At 66.5% G+C, this 17,994-nt stretch carries 14 protein-coding genes and 1 tRNA gene; 8 read left to right on the forward strand and 7 right to left on the reverse strand.

What is annotated here, in order from left to right; translation table 11 throughout:
* Positions 1–44 precede the first annotated feature (44 nt).
* From ON22_RS06175 to ON22_RS06185, 3 genes are all read left to right on the forward strand, one after another.
* Complete coding sequence (locus tag ON22_RS06175) at positions 45–944, forward strand: ABC transporter ATP-binding protein (protein ID WP_033245994.1); 900 nt, start codon at positions 45–47, stop codon at positions 942–944.
* The gene (locus ON22_RS06180) at positions 934–1,728 is read left to right on the forward strand and encodes a DUF2705 family protein (protein WP_033245995.1); all 795 of its coding nucleotides are present in this window, start codon (positions 934–936) and stop codon (positions 1,726–1,728) included. The genes ON22_RS06175 and ON22_RS06180 overlap by 11 nt, the downstream gene beginning before the upstream one ends.
* A gap of 280 nt (positions 1,729–2,008) precedes the next feature.
* Positions 2,009–3,451 (forward strand): sodium/glutamate symporter, encoded by a 1,443-nt coding sequence (locus tag ON22_RS06185; RefSeq protein ID WP_033246071.1) that lies wholly within the window; start codon positions 2,009–2,011, stop codon positions 3,449–3,451.
* A gap of 102 nt (positions 3,452–3,553) precedes the next feature.
* Here the strand turns inward: ON22_RS06185 and ON22_RS06190 are convergent, their stop codons facing one another.
* Entirely contained in the window at positions 3,554–5,224 is a 1,671-nt protein-coding gene (locus tag ON22_RS06190) for an ABC transporter permease (RefSeq protein ID WP_231508692.1), read from the reverse strand.
* Complete coding sequence (locus tag ON22_RS06195; RefSeq protein ID WP_033245996.1) at positions 5,221–6,135, reverse strand: ABC transporter ATP-binding protein; 915 nt, start codon at positions 6,133–6,135, stop codon at positions 5,221–5,223. Before ON22_RS06195 ends, ON22_RS06190 begins: the two co-directional genes overlap by 4 nt.
* 91 nt (positions 6,136–6,226) lie before the next feature.
* Between ON22_RS06195 and ON22_RS06200 the strand changes: the two genes are divergently transcribed.
* The gene (locus ON22_RS06200; protein ID WP_051157207.1) at positions 6,227–6,715 is read left to right on the forward strand and encodes a GbsR/MarR family transcriptional regulator; all 489 of its coding nucleotides are present in this window, start codon (positions 6,227–6,229) and stop codon (positions 6,713–6,715) included.
* Between the two features lie 49 nt (positions 6,716–6,764).
* On the opposite strand, the gene ON22_RS06205 is transcribed toward ON22_RS06200, so the two are convergent.
* Complete coding sequence (locus ON22_RS06205) at positions 6,765–7,676, reverse strand: alpha/beta fold hydrolase (protein ID WP_081595368.1); 912 nt, start codon at positions 7,674–7,676, stop codon at positions 6,765–6,767.
* 145 nt (positions 7,677–7,821) lie between these two features.
* Positions 7,822–10,719 (reverse strand): UPF0182 family protein, encoded by a 2,898-nt coding sequence (locus ON22_RS06210; RefSeq protein WP_033246075.1) that lies wholly within the window; start codon positions 10,717–10,719, stop codon positions 7,822–7,824.
* Between the two features lie 308 nt (positions 10,720–11,027).
* Here ON22_RS06210 and ON22_RS06215 point away from each other — a divergent pair, with 308 nt between their 5' ends.
* A complete protein-coding gene (locus tag ON22_RS06215) occupies positions 11,028–11,921 on the forward strand; it encodes an alpha/beta fold hydrolase (RefSeq protein ID WP_033246076.1) in 894 nt (297 codons plus the stop codon).
* A gap of 61 nt (positions 11,922–11,982) precedes the next feature.
* Here ON22_RS06215 and ON22_RS06220 read toward each other — a convergent pair whose 3' ends face one another.
* On the reverse strand, positions 11,983–13,467 hold the full coding sequence (locus ON22_RS06220; protein WP_081595369.1) for an MFS transporter: 1,485 nt from the start codon (positions 13,465–13,467) through the stop codon (positions 11,983–11,985).
* A 146-nt stretch (positions 13,468–13,613) separates the two neighbouring features.
* Between ON22_RS06220 and ON22_RS06225 the strand changes: the two genes are divergently transcribed.
* Positions 13,614–14,411, forward strand: coding sequence for an AraC family transcriptional regulator (locus ON22_RS06225; RefSeq protein ID WP_051157208.1), 798 nt, complete (start codon positions 13,614–13,616; stop codon positions 14,409–14,411).
* A 410-nt stretch (positions 14,412–14,821) separates the two neighbouring features.
* On the opposite strand, the gene ON22_RS06230 is transcribed toward ON22_RS06225, so the two are convergent.
* Positions 14,822–15,424 (reverse strand): TetR/AcrR family transcriptional regulator, encoded by a 603-nt coding sequence (locus tag ON22_RS06230; RefSeq protein ID WP_033245997.1) that lies wholly within the window; start codon positions 15,422–15,424, stop codon positions 14,822–14,824.
* A gap of 93 nt (positions 15,425–15,517) precedes the next feature.
* Between ON22_RS06230 and ON22_RS06235 the strand changes: the two genes are divergently transcribed.
* Both ON22_RS06235 and ON22_RS06240 read left to right on the forward strand, forming a co-directional pair.
* Positions 15,518–16,330, forward strand: a complete 813-nt coding sequence (locus ON22_RS06235; protein WP_033245998.1) for an MBL fold metallo-hydrolase — start codon at positions 15,518–15,520, stop codon at positions 16,328–16,330.
* 393 nt (positions 16,331–16,723) lie between these two features.
* Complete coding sequence (locus ON22_RS06240; RefSeq protein ID WP_156052374.1) at positions 16,724–17,149, forward strand: hypothetical protein; 426 nt, start codon at positions 16,724–16,726, stop codon at positions 17,147–17,149.
* A 668-nt stretch (positions 17,150–17,817) separates the two neighbouring features.
* Here the strand turns inward: ON22_RS06240 and ON22_RS06245 are convergent.
* Positions 17,818–17,902 (reverse strand) — tRNA-Leu (locus ON22_RS06245).
* Between the last annotated feature and the right edge of the window lie 92 nt (positions 17,903–17,994).

Genomic DNA, 17,994 nt, shown 5'->3' on the forward strand with positions numbered 1-17,994 from the left:
TCTGAGTGTTTACAAATCTCTGAAAGTTCGATAATTTCTGCCTCATGGTGAAAGCAATCGAGCTGAACGGGCTCACGAAGACCTACGGCTCGTCCCGAGGTCTGGTCGAACTGTCACTGTCGGTCGAACAAGGCGAGGTGTTCGGCTATCTGGGCCCCAACGGCGCCGGAAAATCCACGACCATCCGCCTGCTGCTGGACCTCATTCGCCCGACCGGCGGCAGCGCCCGTGTACTCGGCCTGGATCCCCGCGCCGACGCGGTGGCATTACACGAGCGGATCGGCTATCTCGCCGGGGATTTCGTCGCACCCGGACGGCAGAAGGTCGGGGCGACACTGCGCTTCCTCGCCGCCTTGCGTGGGGGAGCGGGCGCCGAACGGATCGACGCCCTGTGTGAGCGGCTGGAGCTGGATCAGAGCAAGCAGATCTCGGCGCTGTCGAAGGGTAACCGGCAGAAGGTCGGGCTGGTGCAGGCATTCATGCACGAGCCCGAACTGCTCATCCTCGACGAACCCACCTCTGGCTTGGATCCCTTGGCGCAGCAGATCTTCCTCGATATGGTCGTCGAGGCCGCCGCGGGCGGGCAGACGGTGTTCATGTCCAGTCACATCATGAGCGAGGTCGAAGCGGTCGCCGATCGCGTGGCCATCATCCGTGAGGGCCGCCTGGTCGCTCTCGACACTGTCGCCGGTTTGCGCGCCGACGCCGTCCGTGATGTCGAAGTCACCTTCACCGGGCCCGTCGACACGGCCGCATTCACCGGTCTGTCCGGGGTCGCCGATGTACGGATCGTGGGTTCGACCCTGCGCTGTCAGGTCACCGGCAGCCCGGACGCGCTACTTCGCGCCCTGGCCGGTCACCATGTCGCGGGCCTGTTGGTCACCGAACCCGCCCTCGAGGATCTGTTCCACAGCTACTACACCGGAGAAGCCGATGCTGCCTGATATCTACACCCGGACCCTTGCTGACAACCGCCGCGCCCTGGCGGCGTGGTCGATCGGCACCGCGGTAGTCGGCCTGATGTACGCCGCGTTCTATCCGCAGGTCGGTGGTAGCAGCGGGTTGGCCGAAACCGTCCAGAACTACCCCGAAGCGATGCGTGAAGCGTTGCGGATGGAGGATATCGGCTCGGCCGCAGGGTATCTGGGATCGACGGTTTTCGGTCTCCTGCTGCCGTTGCTCGTGATGGCGTTCGGGGTCACCTTCGGTGCCCGTGCTGTTGCCGGGGACGAGGAAACCGGCTATCTCGACCTATTGCTGGCCCATCCGGTCGGCCGGACCAGGCTGGCCGTGGAGCGGTTCGCCGGGCTGGTCACCGGCGCCGTCGCCATCGCGGCCCTCGTGTTCGCCGGCATGCTGGCGATCCGGTCCGGTGCCGAGCTGGAATCGATCGGGATCGCCGAACTCGCCGCCCAGTGCGTGCAGTTGGCGCTGCTCGGGATCGCCTTCGGCGCGCTGGGTGTCGGATTGGGGGCCGCGCTCGGCAAACGCGGTCCGGTACTGGGTATCTCGGTGGGCATCGGGGTGCTCACCTACATCGCGGGCAACCTCGCCGGGGTGATCGGTGCGGACTGGCTGAAATATTTCTCGCCGTTCCACTACTACATCGGTGGCGAGCCGCTGCGCAACGGGATGCAGTGGGCCGATGCGGCCATCCTGTTGGCGGTGAGTGCCGCCCTGGTATGCCTGGGGTTCCTCCGGTTCAACCGGCGTGACCTGCGGTCCTGACCTGCGTTTCCGGATCCCCGCGGCCGCCTGTCGGCCGCGGGTTTTCCGTGTATGCGTTTGGGTTGAAGTCGCTTTGGTGGAGTCGGGCCGGAAGCGGGCAGGTCGAGTGGTGGGTGGGCCTCGTTCGCGGGGTCGGTACCTCCGTCAGCAGGAAGGGTTTACAAATCGCCGGACCAATCTCTATTGTACCGTCAAACAACGGCACGCTTCGCTCATCATCACACCCATAGGCACGCGCTGCGGGATGTGTTCGGTGTCGCTATGACGGAAGCAGGTGGATATGTCTCCGAATGCAATTGGTTTCGCACTGTTGTTGCTGGGTGTGCTGATGCTGATCGCCAAGATCATCAGAGTCAAATGGCGATTGGCGCAGAAGTTGTTCATTCCCAGTTCGATCATCGGCGGGGCGCTGGCCCTGATGATCGGGCCGGATGTCTTCGGCCGGATCGCCGGGCTGTTCGGCACCGACCGGTTCGCCGAATCGGGGTTGCTGACCCCGGAGATCATCGAGGTGTGGAAAACCCTGCCGGGGCTGCTGATCTCGCTGGTGTTCGCCGGCCTGTTGATGGGACATAAGCTGCCGTCGCCGCGAAAGGCGTTTCGGGTGGCCGGGCCGCAGATCGCTTTCGGTATGACAGTGGCCAGCGGTCAGTACGTGTTCGGTCTGCTGCTGGCGATTCTGGTGCTCGGTCCGGTGTTCGGGCTGCCTGCGATGGCGGGAACCCTGATCGAAATCGGTTTCGAGGGTGGACACGGCACCGCCGCGGGTATGGCAGGCACGTTCGAGGAATTCGGTTTCCCCGAGGGGCAGGATCTGGCGCTGGGCCTGGCAACGGTGGGCGTTCTGTCCGGCATCATCTGCGGGATCGCGTTGATCAACTGGGGTGTCCGCACCGGTAAGACCACCGAATTGCGCGTGGACGCGGAACCTTCGGTTGCCGAGCGTGCGGGTCTGGTGGAGAAGGAGCGGCGTCGTTCCGCGGGCACGCTGACGGTGAATCCCTCCTCTATCGAGCCGTTGACACTGCATTTCGGGTTGCTCGCGGTGGCGGTGCTCATCGGTTGGCTGATGCTGACCGGGGTGCAGTGGGTGGAGTCCAAGCTGTGGGCCGACAGCTTCGAATTGTTCGCCCACGTGCCGTTGTTCCCGATCGCCATGATCGGCGGGATCATCGTGCAGGGCTTGATTCAGGCGTTCGACCGCGAGGAGATCGTGGATGTGCAGATGATCGAGCGACTGCAGGGCTTCAGCCTCGATGTACTGGTCATCGCCGCCCTGGGCACCTTGTCGCTGACGGCGATCGCGGCGAATATGGGACCGTTCATCCTGCTGGCTGTCACCGGACTGGTCTGGACGGGCGGTGCGTTCATTTTCCTGGCGCGCCGGATGCTGCCGGATTTCTGGTTCGAACGCGGGATCGCCGATGTCGGGCAGGCCATGGGGGTGACCTCCACCGGACTGATCCTGCTGCGGGTGGTCGACCCGGACCTGAAGACCCCGGCGTATCAGGCGTTCGGGTACAAACAGCTGATCATGGAACCGTTCTTCGGAGGCGGTCTCGTCACTGCCGGGGCGATTCCCATCATCGCCAACTTCGGCGTCGGCTGGCTGTTCGCAGGCATGCTTGCGCTGTTCGTCGGCGCGCTCGCCGCCGGGCTGTTGTACTTCGGCAAACGCCCAACCGGCGCTGCTGCCGAGGAACCGGTCACAGTCGCACCCTGACAAAGGTGGCCTGACCTGTCCCGGCGCGGAACACGCGCCGGGACGGACTGTTTCCGGGCCGGGGCAGCGAAACGCGCTCGTAGCCCCGGCGGCCGCCGATGGTCAGGGGGTGTCCAGGTCGCGCTCCCGGAAACGATAGGCGCCGACGGCGGCGGATACGGCCGCCAGAACGGTCAGCACGATCAACGCCGGCCAGCGGAGCTCTTCCATCGGGATGCGGGCGATGTGCTGGAACGGGGACAGGTCGTGGACCCACTGCGGCAGATTCATGATCGGGCCGAAGAAGCCGAGAATCAGGGCGAACCCGAACAGTGCCCAGGTGGCGCCGATCGCCTGCGGGAAGACGCCGTAGAGCAGGGCGGCGATCGCCAGGACCAGCAACACCGCGGGCGCGAATACGAGGTGGGATAGGAGACCGTCGACGACGTAGCCGGCGTCGCCGACCGACAGCGCCAGCGCAGTTCCGAGGGCGAGGCCTGTCGTGGCGAGTAGGGCAAGCACGCCGAGCGCCGCGACACCGATGTATCCGGCGAACCAGGCGACCCGGCCGGTCGCGGTGGCGAGCACCGGTTCGGTGCGGCCGGCAGTTTCCTCCGTGCGCAGGGATTGCACGGCGAGGATTGCGAAAACCGTGACCAGCAGTGCGTCGAAGAAGGCCATGGTGCCGAGATAACCGTCGAGCATACGGCTCGCGTCGCCGCCCATGACGTCGATGACCTGGTCGGGAAGGTCATCGAAAGAATCGACGATGGTGTTGCCGATTCCGCCGTAGAGCGCTCCACTGGCAACCAGAGCGCAGGCCCAGCCGATGAGCCCGGCCCGCTGTAGTCGGGCCGCCAGCGCCACCGGTGTGGCCAGCCAGCCCGGGGCCTCCCGGTGGCCGGGACGTGGCGGTACCAGCCCGGCACCGAGATCGCGGCGCGAGGAGAGGAAGTAGGCCGCCGCGGTGACCACCAGAACCAGCGCGACCGAAAGCAGCAGCGGCCACCAGCGGCCGTCGGCGTAGGCGCGGGTCTGCTGCGACCAGGCCAGCGGGGACAGCCACGACAGGGCGCTGCCGCCTTCGCGGACGGCATCGCCGGCGGCGCGGATGACATAGGCGATGCCCAGTGCCAGACCCGCGAGTCCGGATGCGGCGCGGGAGTATTCGGTGATCTGCACCGTGACCGCGGTGATTGCGGCGAAGACCAGACCCGCCGCACCGACACTGGCACCGAACAGCAAGGCGTCGGAGGTGCCGAGTCCGGCCGCGGCGAACGAACCGGCGATCAGCAGTGTCACCGCGAGGTTCGCGATAACCGCGATGACGAGTGCGGCGGTGAGCTGGGCGTGGCGTCCGACGGCATTGGCGCGGACGAGTTCGGCACGTCCGGTCTGTTCTTCGACGCGGGTGTGCCGGGAGATGAGCAGGATATTCATCAGAGCGGCGAGCAGCAGGTAGTACAGGCCGTAGACGGCGACGATCACCGATTCGATGGTGGGGTCGGTCAGGCCGTATCCGGGACCCGAGATCAGCGCGCCGACGACTCCCTCACTGAACTGACTGACCGCCCGCAGGTCTTCGGGGGTTGTGTACACCTGTTGCAGGGCCGAGGCGTAGTAGACGCTCATCAGCGCGATACCCAGAACCCACGCCGGGAGTTTGATCCGGTCCCGGCGCAGATCGAGCCGTATCAGCGTGCCGATACCGGCCAGGGCGGCGCGCCACGTGGTCTGCTGCGGATCGATCGGCGCTGCGGCAGGTGTGCCGGAATGTAGTGCCGTGGTGGTCATTCGTCTGCTCCGTTGCCCGCGGCGGCGAGTTCGTCGCCGTAATGACGCAGCATGAGCTCTTCGAGTGTGGGCGGGTGGCTGGTGAGCGCGCGGATACCGGCGCGGCTGATCGCGGCGATCGCGGGGTCGAGTGCGTCGGCGTCGACATCGAAACGGATCCGGCTGTCCTCGGTGATCACATTGTGGACGCCGGCCAGTGCACTCAGGTCCTCGATGGGGCGTTCGGTCACCGCTTCGACCGTGGTGCGGGTCAGATGCCGGAGCTCGGTGAGGGTGCCGGTCTGCACGACCCGGCCGCTGCGGATGATGCTCACCCGGTCGGCGAGTTTCTCGACCTGCGCCAGGATATGGCTGGAGAGCAGGACCGTGCCGCCCCGGGTCTTCACGTCGGCGACCACCTCCTGGAACACGACCTCCATCAGGGGGTCGAGTCCGGCGGTGGGTTCGTCGAGCAGGAACAGATCCGCGTCCGAGGCCAGTGCCGCGATCAGGGCGACCTTCTGCCGGTTGCCCTTGGAGTAGGTGCGGGCCTTCTTCGTCGGGTCCAGGTCGAACCGTTCGATCAGCTCTTCGCGACGGGTCGTGTTCACCGCGCCGCGCAGCCGGGCGAATACGTCGATCGCCTCTCCGCCGGTGAGATTCGGCCACAGTTCCACATCGCCGGGGACGTAGGCCAGGCGGCGGTGCAACGCGACCGCGTCCCGCCAGGGATTCCCGCCGAGTAGTTCGACCGAGCCGCCGTCGGGGCGTAGGAGTCCGAGTAGGACCCGGATGGTCGTGGTCTTCCCGGCGCCGTTCGGGCCGAGGAAGCCGTGGACCTCACCTCGCCGAACGTCGAGGTCCAGGCCGTCGAGCGCGGTGGTGCGGCCAAAAGTCTTGCGCAACCCGGAGATTGCGACGGCGGTATTCATACCTTTCAGCGTACATTTCTTTCACAAATGTGTGAATAGTTTGAAGGCTATGATGTAACTGCATGTGTCGATAGGGGTAGAGGAGGTCTGTGTGGACGAGCAGGACCAGCAGGAACAGGCGGTCCTGCGGTTCGTCGAGCAATTCGCGTTGTTGCTCGCGGACACGGGCACACCGCGGATGGCGGCCCGGGTCTTCGCCTACGTCCTCGCAGACGATGCCGACCGCTACACCGCCCAAGAACTCTCGACCGGGCTCCAGGTCAGCCCCGCCGCGATCTCGGGCGCTGTCCGCTACCTCGTCCAAGCCGGGTTGCTCGGCCGGGAACGCGAGCCCGGGGAGCGCGCCGACACCTATCGGGTCTACGACGAGGATGTCTGGTACGCGATCACCAGCCGGCGTCAGGAATCGCTCGACCGGGCCCTGCGGTTCCTCAGCGACGGTGTCGAACTGCTCGACGCCGCACGTCCCGGCGGCCGCCGGGTCCGCGAGACGCTGGAGTACTACCGCTTCATGCGTGCCGAACTTCCCGAGATGATGGGCCGCTGGCAGAAGCACCGCCGCGAGATGTTTCCCGACTGATCCGCAAACCCCGGGCGGTCTCGACCTCTGCGCACCGACGCAGTAGGCATCAGAGGCGTCCGGTGAGGTCGTCGACCAGACCCACCACGCCGGCCGGGTCGTCGTCGAGGGCCAGATGCCCGCACTCCGGAAGTATGCGCAGTTCGGTTCCGAGCCGGTCACGAACGGTGGATTCCAGACGGCCGGGTGGCAGGAAGATGTCGTGGGAGCCGGTGGCCACCACACAGGGCGCCGACCGGCAGCGCCCGAGCAATTCGGGAGCCAGTGGCGCCGGCGCCAGCGTGGATCGGCAGTAGCGGGCGACCAGGGTCATCCACTCCACCAGATGTGGTGCGACAGTTCGCCCCGGGCCCGACATCAGTTGCAGGAGACGGGCTGTGCGATTACGTGACGGAGTGGCGAGCCAGGCCAGGGTCGCCACGAGCAGGCGCGGCCGCACCGACAGGCGAACGAGACCCGCCGGTGCTATCAGTACCCGGCCGGCGACGCGCGGTGAGGCGCAGGCCAGGGCGATCGCGCCGCCCAGCGAATGCCCGAGCAGCACGGCCGTATCGGGGATGGTCTGCTCCAGCACCTCGTCGAGCCATTGCCCGTACCAGGCCATTCGGTCTCTGCGCGGCCGCTGTGCCGCGCTGAGCCCGGGCTGGCCCGGTACGTCCACAACGATCACCCGGTGCCGTGTCGCCAGCTGAGCCAGAAAAGGTAGCGAGGCCGCGGTGTTCATATTCGTTCCCGGGACCACTACTACCACCGGCCCGGGTGCATGTCCGAGAGCTGTGACGCGCGTGGGCCCGGCCGAGGTCGCAACCGTCGACTGCCGGTGGGGCGTGGACCAGTCGTCCAGTCGATCCGTGCACCACAAACGGATCACGTCACCGCTGGGTGCGTTGACATATGCAGAAACCATCGGGGGGCGGGAACTGCGCGCGAACAGGGAGGGGCGGGATCCGGGAGCGTTCATCAGCGAAGATCGTCTTTCGTCGGCTGCGATCCCGGCCCACGTCCGGGCCGGGTGCGCCGACCAGGCTTCCCGGCTCTCCTCCCACCAAGATGCCGGATAGACGGCTGTCAGTGCAACCGTCGAGCCCCGGAACCGGGCCGGGCCCTCATCCACCCGGGCCGTTCAGCTGCTGCTGGATCCGGTCGAGAGCGTCGCGGATGGCCTCGATCTGGGCATTGAGTTCGGCGATCGACGCCTCGTCCAGCGGGGGTGGCGCCTGCTCGGGTGGGGTGATCGCCGGCGGCGGCCCCGGTGGTGGCCGGCCGGGAGGCGGGGGTTCGGCCGCGCTGCCACCGGGGGCGGTGGCGAGATTTCCGGTTTCGGCGCCGAATACCTGGTCCAGTGCCTCGGCGAGAGTGGGGGCGTAGCCGACGCGGACGCCGGCTGTTGCGGGATCGCGGTAGCTGACGAGGACCCGGGCGAGCTGCGGGAAGGTCGACCCGTTCGGCGTGGTCGAGATCCGTTCGGTGAACAGCGGCTCGACGTAGAGGATGCCGCCCTCGGCGATCGGCAGGGTGAGCAGATTGCCGTACTGGATACGGTTCGAACGTTCCAGCAGTGTGCGTTCGGACGCTACCCGGGTATCGGAGATCATCGAGTTCTGGATCTGCTGCGGGCCCTGGGTGAGGGTGTCGGTGGGGAGTTGCAGGATGGTGAAACGGCCGTAGTCGCCGGGGTCGGAACCGACCGATATATAGGCGGACAGGAACTCCCGGTTGAAACCGACCATCGCGCTGGTCAGCCGGAACGACGGCTGCGCGGTCTGCGGATCACCCATCAGGACATAGAACGGGGGCTGATGTGGGTTGGCGTCGACGGTCGGATCACTGGGCACCGACCAGAAAGCGTTGGTGGTGAAGAACTCTCGCGGCTCGTTCACATGATACTTGGCGAGCAACTCGCGCTGGATACTGAACAGATCCTCCGGATAGCGGAAATGTGCCCGCAGCTCCTCGCTGATCGATTCCTCGGGTTCGACGGTTCCGGGGAAAACACTCATCCACGCCTCGAGCACGGGATCGTCGTGATCGACCTGATAGAGGTTCACCGTGCCGTCATAGGCGTCGACGGTGGCTTTGATCGAGTTGCGTGCGTAGGAGATCTCCTCGGACGGACCGGCGGCGGGGACGCCGGCGTGGGCGAGGGCTTCCAGCGAACTGGTTTTGGCGTAGGGGTAGCCGTCGATCGTGGTGTACGCGTCGACGATCCAGACGATCCGGCCGTCCACCACCGCCGGGTACGGGTTGTTGTCGGTGGTCAGCCAGGGGGCGACCAGCTCCACGCGGTGCCGCGGGTCCCGATTGAAGATGATCTTCGAATCGGGGCCGATCGCACCGGAGAAGATGATGTTGCGTTCGGCGTAGGCGGTGGCGAAGGCCAGGCGGTTGAACCAGTTCCCGATCGGGACACCACCGGCGCCGGTGTAGGTGTATTTCGTGCTGTCGGTGTCGTATTCGCGCGGATCGGTACCGCCGCCGACGATGGCGTAATCAGGGTCGGCCGCGGCGATCACCTCGCCGAAATAGATCCGCGGCTGGTCGACGGGAATCAGCTGGTCACCGGTCGCGCCCGTGGCGATATCACTGACCGTGTAGATCGGGTAGCCGCTGTTGCTGCTCTCGGTATCGCCGGCCGCATCGCGGACCGCGGCGTTCACGCGGTTGGCCGGGGCGGCGACGAAGCCGTTGCCATGGGTGTAGACGGTGTGCCGGTTGACCCAATGCCGCTGGTTACCGCTCAGCGCCTCCGGGGTCAGTTCCCGCGCCGCAACCACATAGTCACGCTGTTGGCCGTCGATGCGGTAGCGGTCCAGATCCAGGTTCTCCGGGAAACTGTAGAAATTTTTCAGTTGCTGCTGCTGCGTAAAGGTTCGCGAAAGTACATTCGGGTCCAGCAGGCGGACATTCGCGAGGGTCGTCGCGTCCGCAGGAACCTCCGGCGGCGGCCGGGTGCCGATACCCGGGTAAGGCTGGTACTCGACGCGGTCGCCGCCGATCCCGTACGCCTGCCGGGTCGCCGCGATATTCCGCTCGATGTAGACACGTTGCTTATCGGCGGCGTTCGGGCGGACCGAGAGTTGTTCCACGGCCAGCGGCCAGACCCCGCCCACCAGGATCGACGACAACAACAGCATCGCGGCGGCCAACGCGGGAATTCGCAGATCCCGGACCACCACAGCGGAGAAGAAGGCCGCGGCGCAGATCAAGGCGATCGCGAACAGGATGAGCTTGGCGGGTAGCACCGCGTTGATATCGGTGTATCCGGCGCCGGTGAACGTGGGTTCCTGGCTGTCGCCGGCGAGCAGCGTGTACCGGTCGAGCCAGTAGGCGATGGCCTTCACCAGGACGAAGAGCCCGGCGAACACCACCAGCTGGACGCGGGCGGGGTGGCTCAGTCCCGGGCGCCCACCGGAGAGCCGCAGGCCACCGAACAGATAGTGCGTTGCCAGACCGGCGAGGAAACCGAGGAAGATCACCACGAGCAGCCAGGTCACCACGAGCCGGTAGAACGGCAGGTCGAAGACGTAGAAACCGATATCGTGCCCGAACTCGGGATCGCGCAGACCGAACGATCCGCCGTGCAGGAACAGTTGTACGGTCATCCACCGCGACTGTCCGATGAGCCCGCAGATCACCCCGATTCCACCGGCGATACCCAGAGCGAACCACAAGGGCCGCCGCAGCACCATGGTGCGATAGGGCAGCAGGTAATCCTCGGCCCGCGGGAGGGCGACCAGCGGACGATAACGGAACGCGAGCCATATCGCCGTGAACAGGACGCCCCCCACAAGCACCGTGATCACGACGAACAGCGACAGGCGGGTGAACAGCACGGTGCGCCAGACTTCGCGGAAACCGACCTCACCGAACCACAACCAGCTGGTATAGACACCGACCAGTCGCGCGATGACGATAAGGAACAGGAGGAGCCCGGCAGAGACGATCAGCAGCCGTCGCGCACCGCGGGGCAACCGCGGCAGGGTCGAACCCTCGTGTGCGCTCATCTCCCACACTCCCGTGGCTGCGCTCGCCTGATGGGTGGGCGGCCGGTATCGGCCGTAGCTCCGATACTACCGACGCTGCCGGCCGCGGGATCGAACCGGGGACGCCGACAGAATGCTGAACCGTACTTCACGGAAGTACGGTTCGGTACCCGGAGGTCGCCGTGATCGCGAAGCCCGGTGACTCCCTCGGCTGCAGGCTGTCGACGTCCCGCCGCTGCAGACGCCGGCTCCCTGCACCGGCGCCGGTGATCGGGCGCAGCCTGTGGCGATATGGTCCGTGGGGGTTGGCTGCGGTGAAGGAGATGGCGATGGCTGTGACGACGGAGCAGGTTGTTGCGGCTCCGGGATGGTTTGCCGAGGCCATCGCGGAGTTGCCCGAACATCGTGAGGTCGAGGTCGACGGGACAGCGATTCATCTGCGTTGCTGGGGCCGCGCCGGAACCCCCGGTGTGGTCCTGGTGCACGGCGGGTCGGCGCATTCGGGCTGGTGGGACCATATCGCTCCACTGCTGGCGACGACCTATCGTGTGGTGGCTCCGGATCTGTCCGGCCACGGTGACAGCGGTGTGCGATCGCGTTACCCGGTCGACGGTTGGGCCGACGAGGTGATGGCCGCGGCGGAGGCCGGGGGGATCGCCGGGCGGCCGTATATCGTCGGGCACAGTATGGGCGGAAGGGTCTCCGCTGTGGTGGGGGCGCGGCATCCGGAGTCGGTCGCGGGTCTGATCATCATCGATTCGCCGTTTCGTGAGCCGTCCGCGGAAGCCGTCGCCGGGCAGCTCCGCCGGAATCAGAAGGTCTACCCGACCGAGGACGCGATCTGCGACCGATTCCGTACGATGCCCGAACAGGCCGTCCTGCTCCCGTATGTGGCGCGGCATGTGGCCGAGGAATCGGTGCGGAACACCCCCGAGGGTTGGGTCTGGAAGTTCGATCCCGAGATGCTGCGTAAGCGTCTCGAACAAGGGCGGATCCCGCCCCTCGGTTCACTGCGGGCTGCGGAGGTCCCTGTGCTCTACATTCGCTGCGAGCTCGGGTTGGTGGACCGTAAGCGGGCACGGGAGATAGCGGGATTGTTCGAACCTTCCGCGACAGTTGTCGACTTGGCCGAAGCCGGGCACCACCCGATGATGGACCAGCCACTTCCGCTCGTCGCGACCCTGCGTACAGCCCTTGCCCAGTGGGATTCCCCCTCGGGCTAGCGCGGCGGACCGGATGCCTTCGCTCTGAATCTGCAGCAGTCCGATCCCCGCGCCGCCCGGTCTATGTGCCGATCGCCGGTGGGTGCTGGGCCGACGGTCGGTTCTGGCCTCCTGTCGATATCCGGTCGGTAGGGGTGGCGGCGGATGGTTCGGTCGAGCGGTGAGTTCGGAACAGGGCGGCGAGGAGGACCGCTCCGAGGAAGAGGATGGCGGCGGCGATCATCAGCGCGAAGGAAAAGCCCTGAGCTCGAGGAGGTCCGGCTGCGGTGCCACTGTGCCGTTCGGCCACAGTGACCAGTACCGCCACCCCGATGGCGCCACCGATCTGTTGCACGGAGCTGAACAACGCAGAGCCCAGTCCGGCGTTCTCCGGCGTGGTGCCGGTGACCGCGGCAGCCGCCAGGAGTGGCAAGGTCAGCCCGCATCCCAGACTGGTGACGAGCATGCCCGGCAGCACGCCCGTGGTGTACGGATCGCCCGCCGCCACACCGGACAGCATCAGCAGCCCGGCCGAACTGATCAGGAAGGACAGGGGCAGCGCCCACCGCATCCCGAGCCGCGTGCTCAGGTGCGGGCACAGCTGCATTCCCGCGAGGATTCCGGCGCCGTAGGGCAGATAGGCAAGACCGGCCTGCAACGGGCTGTATCCGAGGACGGTCTGCAAGTGGATCATCAGCAGGAAGGCCATAGAGAAGAAGGCCACCGAGAACAGCAGAGTTGCTGCGTTGGCGACCGAACGCGTCCGGTCGGCGAGGAACGCCTTCGGTACCAATGGCTGGGCCACTTTCGATTCCACCGTCAGGAATGTGGCGGTCAACACTGCAGCTGTCAGCAGGGCAGCAATGACGGTGGGGTCTGTCCAGTTCGTTTCACCGGCATGCAGCAGACCGAAGACCAGGGACAGTACGGCGCCGGTGCCCAGAACGGCCCCGGGTATGTCCAGACCTGTCCGATGGCGTGCGCGGCTTTCCGGGGTCAGGCGCGGCAGCAGCACGAGGGCCGCCGCCGCGACCGGCAAGTTGATGAGGAAGATCAGACGCCAAGAAGCAAGGTCGGTCAGCAGGCCGGAGATCACCAAGCCCGCTGTGCCACCCAGGGCGGCGATCCCGCCCCAGATACCCAGTGCCCGCGTACGTTCCGCGGCGCCCGGGAACAACAGGGTGATCAACGACAGCGCGGCGGGACTTGCCATGGCCGCGCCCGCCCCCTGAACGAACCGTCCGAGCACCAGTTGCCATGGCTGCTGGGCGAGCCCACACGCCAGACTGGCTGCACCGAACAGCGCCACTCCTAGAAGGAAGATGCGGCGGCGGCCCAGCAGGTCGGCCGCGCGCCCGGCCGGTAACAGCAATCCACCGAAGGCGAGGAAGTAGGCGTTGACCACCCAGACCAGCCCCGGGCCGCTGAAGCCCAGCTCGTCGCGGATGCTGGGGAGGGCAACACTGACCACGGTGTCGTCCAGGACCAGCATGAACTGGACGAAACACAGCACTACCAGCGCCGCGCGGCGTCGCCCGGCGCCGGCGGAAGCGATCACCGACGACATAGCCGATGCCCAGCCTTTGCAGGTACGCACCGAATACGGTGATATGAAAGGTTTTTCAGCACTCATCGACGCTATGCGCCGGCAGAGGATGGCCACAATACGTGGCGAGGCCGGATAGTATCGCGTTGAGGACATAGGCTGTCGTCATGCTCGACCCCGTCCAAGCCTTCGACCCGCCCGGCGGGGGAGTGATCATGGTCGGGCAATTCCAGCTGACATCCGGCGAGTGGATCGCCGCCCACAGTCACACCCACCATCAATTGGCGTGGACGCGTCGCGGGGTACTCGGTGTTGCCGTCGGCGACGCGTATTGGGTGCTGCCGCCGACCCGGGCGTTGTGGTTGCCGGCAGGAGTAGTGCACCGGACCGGCGCCACCCGTGACGCGGTGTTGTGCAGCCTCTATCTCGACCCGGCGCGATGCGCGCTGGACTGGGCCGAGCCCACCGCGGTCGGCATCGACACACTTCTTGCCCACCTGATCACCCATCTGACTCGCCGGGATCTCGCCGCGGATGCGCGACTGCGCGCCGAGGCGGTCGTGCTGGACCTACTGCACCCCGTACCGGCTCTGCCGATCGACGTGCCGGAGCCCGTGGACGAACGGGTACGCGCCGTGGCCGACACCCTGCTCGCCGACCCAGCGGACGCCCGGAGTCTCGAAGCACACGCGCATTCCATCGGAGTGAGCCGACGGACTCTGACCAGGCTCTTCGTTCGGGACACAGGTATGAGTTTCGACCGTTGGCGCACCCATATGCGGCTGCGCGCCGCCCTGCCGCTCCTCGCCGAAGGCCGCACGGTGTCCCAGGCCGCGCATGCCGTGGGATACACGAGTGCCAGCGCGTTTCTCGCAGCCTTCCGCCGGACCGTCGGTACCACGCCCGGGCGCTACCTCCAGACCCCTTGCGATCCCGGGAATCGGTTCCGGTCCGAGTTCAGCTGAGCTGAGCGCCGGTACTGCTGGGCGTTGCCGCCCGGCGCACGCGAGCACCCGTCGACGAATCCCGGCCTCGTCCGACGGCCGCCCACCGGTTCGCGAACTACTGTGCTTCGACTCGTATCGCCGCCGAGCGGTGGGGCCGGATCCGGAGGGGAACTCCGGCCTCGGCTGGGCCGTGTATTGCCGCCCGGCGGGTAGGGGCCCACCGTGGCCTGGCACGCATCAGGCGCAATCCACGGGATCATCGACGACGTCCAACGACGGCCCAGCCTGCGTCGAAGTGAAATTCGACGCAGACCGCGTGCACATCCGGAGACTCCGAGTACCGCCGCGATCCGGCCGGCAACCTCGCCGAGCGAGCCGATAATCTCCACTGCCGGGGCATTCAGGTCGGCGTGCTCGGCCGGAGGAAGTCAGGATTGGGCCAAGGCCCGCTCTATCGCGCGGCGGGCCCGGCCCACAGCCGCCCGTTCGTGCTCGAGCTGCATCGCCGCGTTCAGCGCCAGCCCGGCGGCGATGATCTCGAACAGCGCCTGGTCGATGTCGAACCCGGCGGGTAGCTCGCCGTTCTCCACCGCCGTGGTCAGGTCCGCCCGCAGCTGACCCCGCCAGCGCGACCACACCTCGGCCACCGCGTCGCGGACCCGGCCGGGGCGGCTGTCGTACTCGGTGAGTGCCGCGGTCATCAGGCAGCCACCGGGCAGTAGCGGCGCTTCCAGATAGCCCACGGAGTTGGCGCACACCGCGCGCAGCCGCCGCAGACCCGGCGGCTCGGCCAGTGCGGGGTCGACCACCCGGTGCCAAAAATCCACGAACGCCTTGTCCAGCGTGGAAATCTGCAGCGTTTCCTTGGTGCCGAAGTGCTTGTGCACCCCGGTCTTGCTCATCTCCAGGTCCTCGGCGAGCCGGCCGATGGTAATGCCGTCCAGCCCTTCCTCGGAGGCGATCTCGGCGGCACGGCCGAGGATCCTGCCCCTGGTGGCCTGCGCTTCGGCCGCTGAGCGTCGCGGTGACATGCGACAAGGATAGCGTACGGGCGTTCTCTATTGATTTAGGGAACGAACGTACTCTAAACTTCGTGATGACCAACCGGGACGAAGGAGTACGAGATGCGGATGCGACGACTGGGCTGGGCCGGACTGGAAATCGAGGCGGGCGGCGAGCGGCTGGTGATCGACTACGTGCGAGACCTCTCCCCGCTGTTCACAGAATGGAAGTCCGGCGAGAGGCTGGCGATGCCGAGCGGGGCGGTCACCGCCGCGCTGGTCACCCACCTGCACCGGGATCACACCGACGCGGCGGCGCTCGCCGATGTGCTGGCGCCCGGGGCGCCGGTGCTGCGGCCTGCACCCGGTCACGGCGACGACGTGGACAACGTGACGACACTGTCGGCCGAGCGTGAACTGGCCCTGCACCGGCTGGCAGCCGAGGTGGTGGATGCCTGGTCCACCCGCGAAGTCGGGCCGTTCCGTGTCACCGCGGTCCCCGCCGTCGACGGGCTCGGCGATCCGCAGCTGAACTGGGTGGTGCAAGCCGACGGGCAGCGGGTCTTCCACGGCGGCGACACGATGTTCCACGGCTACTGGTGGCTCATAGCGCGCCGGTTCAGCCCATTCGACGTGGCATTCCTGCCCGCCAACGGCGCGGTGGTCGACGCGCCGCACCTGCAGCCGCCGAGCCCGCTGCCCGCCGCGATGGACCCGAGGCAGGCCGCTGCGGCCGCGGAGATCTTCGACGCCCGGTACGCAGTGCCGATGCACTACGAGGCGGAACAGCCGGACAAGATCGCAGGGTACGTCGAGGTCTCCGACCCGGAGAACGAGTTCCGCACGCACGCCGGACGCCGCGCGCACGTGCTGTCCGTCGGGGAATGGCTGGACCTAGGCCACACGACCGGAAACTCTGCGGTACCAGCCGAGTAAGAACGGCTCGCCCGCGCAGCAGGCTGAGGAAGTGCCATCGAATCGGGACGACCACTACTGGCCACTGCCCGACAGTTCCGGGCCCGCCGTGGCCGCCAGGCACACGGCACGCACATGCGCCACATCTGACGTGAATCTGTGCGCGAGGGGGGCTTGTACCCCTCAGCGCGGCAGATTTACCGATTCGGTGTGTTCGATCACATCGAACGGTAGGTGATGTTGATCGAGAGGATCAAGCGCTGGTTTGCGGTGGTGCACGGTGGAAGTAGCGTGGGTCGCAGGGTCGAGAACCCGCCTCTGAAGAACTTCGAATTTGCCGGACCCCTTTGGGTTTCATAAGCTGACCCTCGATATCGAGCAGGCGATATATCAGCAGGGGAAGTGGGGGACACCGTGAACTACATTCAGCCACCCAACGATGCCGCGTGGCAGCGCCCGGACCCGGGTAATGCGGCAGGGCCGAACCAGGGCAATACAGGGCCGGATCAGGCCGAGAAGGCAAGAAAGCTGGCATCTCGCGGTTCGTGGCTTCGCCCGCTGGGCGGCATTGCACTCCTCTTCGGCGGAATCCTTTTCATGATCGGTTACACGGCCGACCCCGAGGCAGGGCCCACCTGCAACAGCACCAAAATGGAGCGCGGCGACACCTGCGTAGAGATCAAGGGCGAGTCGAGGACCGAACTTTCCTACGACGACGTCAAAGCGGAACAGGAAAGCGACCAGAGCAAGATGTACTGGGCTGCACCGCTTGCCGTCGCCGGCGGCGGTACCTTGATCTATGGTTTCGTGCTGCGGGTGCGCTACGGCAAGGGGGCCTGACCTCCGGAACCGGTGGCTCCCGACTGATCCATCGCGCATCTGGCCCGTGCCCTGGAAAGCGGGTATCGCTGTGGCCGCATTCGTGTGACCGACGGTCCCGGTGAAGCTCCCCCCTCCCAATCGCTCTGGCGAGTCCGGAGACTCGAGGCCGTGATCATCGATGTCGACGTGCACCATCCGATGATCTGGCGAGCGTAGGCATCGACCACGAATGCCACATACACCCACCCAGACCGAGCTCGCCAGTCACAACCTCCATGGATTTCCCTGTTACCAGGAAACCTGAATTTCGGCTGGTGTGCCACCGGTAATGCGTGCACGTCGGTGGCCGTGTGTCATGAGTTGCTGCCCGGCAGGGTCGGTCCGGGCGTGATCGCTGATCAGGAGCCAACACCGGAGAAGCGCTCCTCGTGAGCCGGCGGTGCCAAGGTCTGGGTGCGGTGTCTACACAGTCGGGCCGGCAACGGGAGCACCGTGGAAGTTGCTGGTCGCGCGCTCCTGAGGCGCGGTGCACGTGGGATGGGCACTCGCGCACGCGGCACGGAGTGGAAGAGAGGTGTCTCCAACACCTCAACCGTCATTTATGACAGGAAAGCGGGCGGAAACGGTGTGTTCGAGGGGGCCCGAGCACGAATTTCTGTCATAAATGACGGAAATTCGTGCCGGAGTGGTGCGCGAGGGGGGACTTGAACCCCCACGTCCGTGGACACCAGAACCTAAATCTGGCGCGTCTGCCAATTCCGCCACTCGCGCGTGATGGTACGACCGTCCAAACTCTACCGGGCCGGAGCGTGATCGCGAAGACGCGGGCCGGGGTTTCGTACTGACCGGTAACCCCACCTGGG

Origin of the sequence: Nocardia carnea NBRC 14403 (assembly GCF_000308515.1) — a bacterium.
Taxonomy (GTDB): domain Bacteria; phylum Actinomycetota; class Actinomycetes; order Mycobacteriales; family Mycobacteriaceae; genus Nocardia; species Nocardia carnea.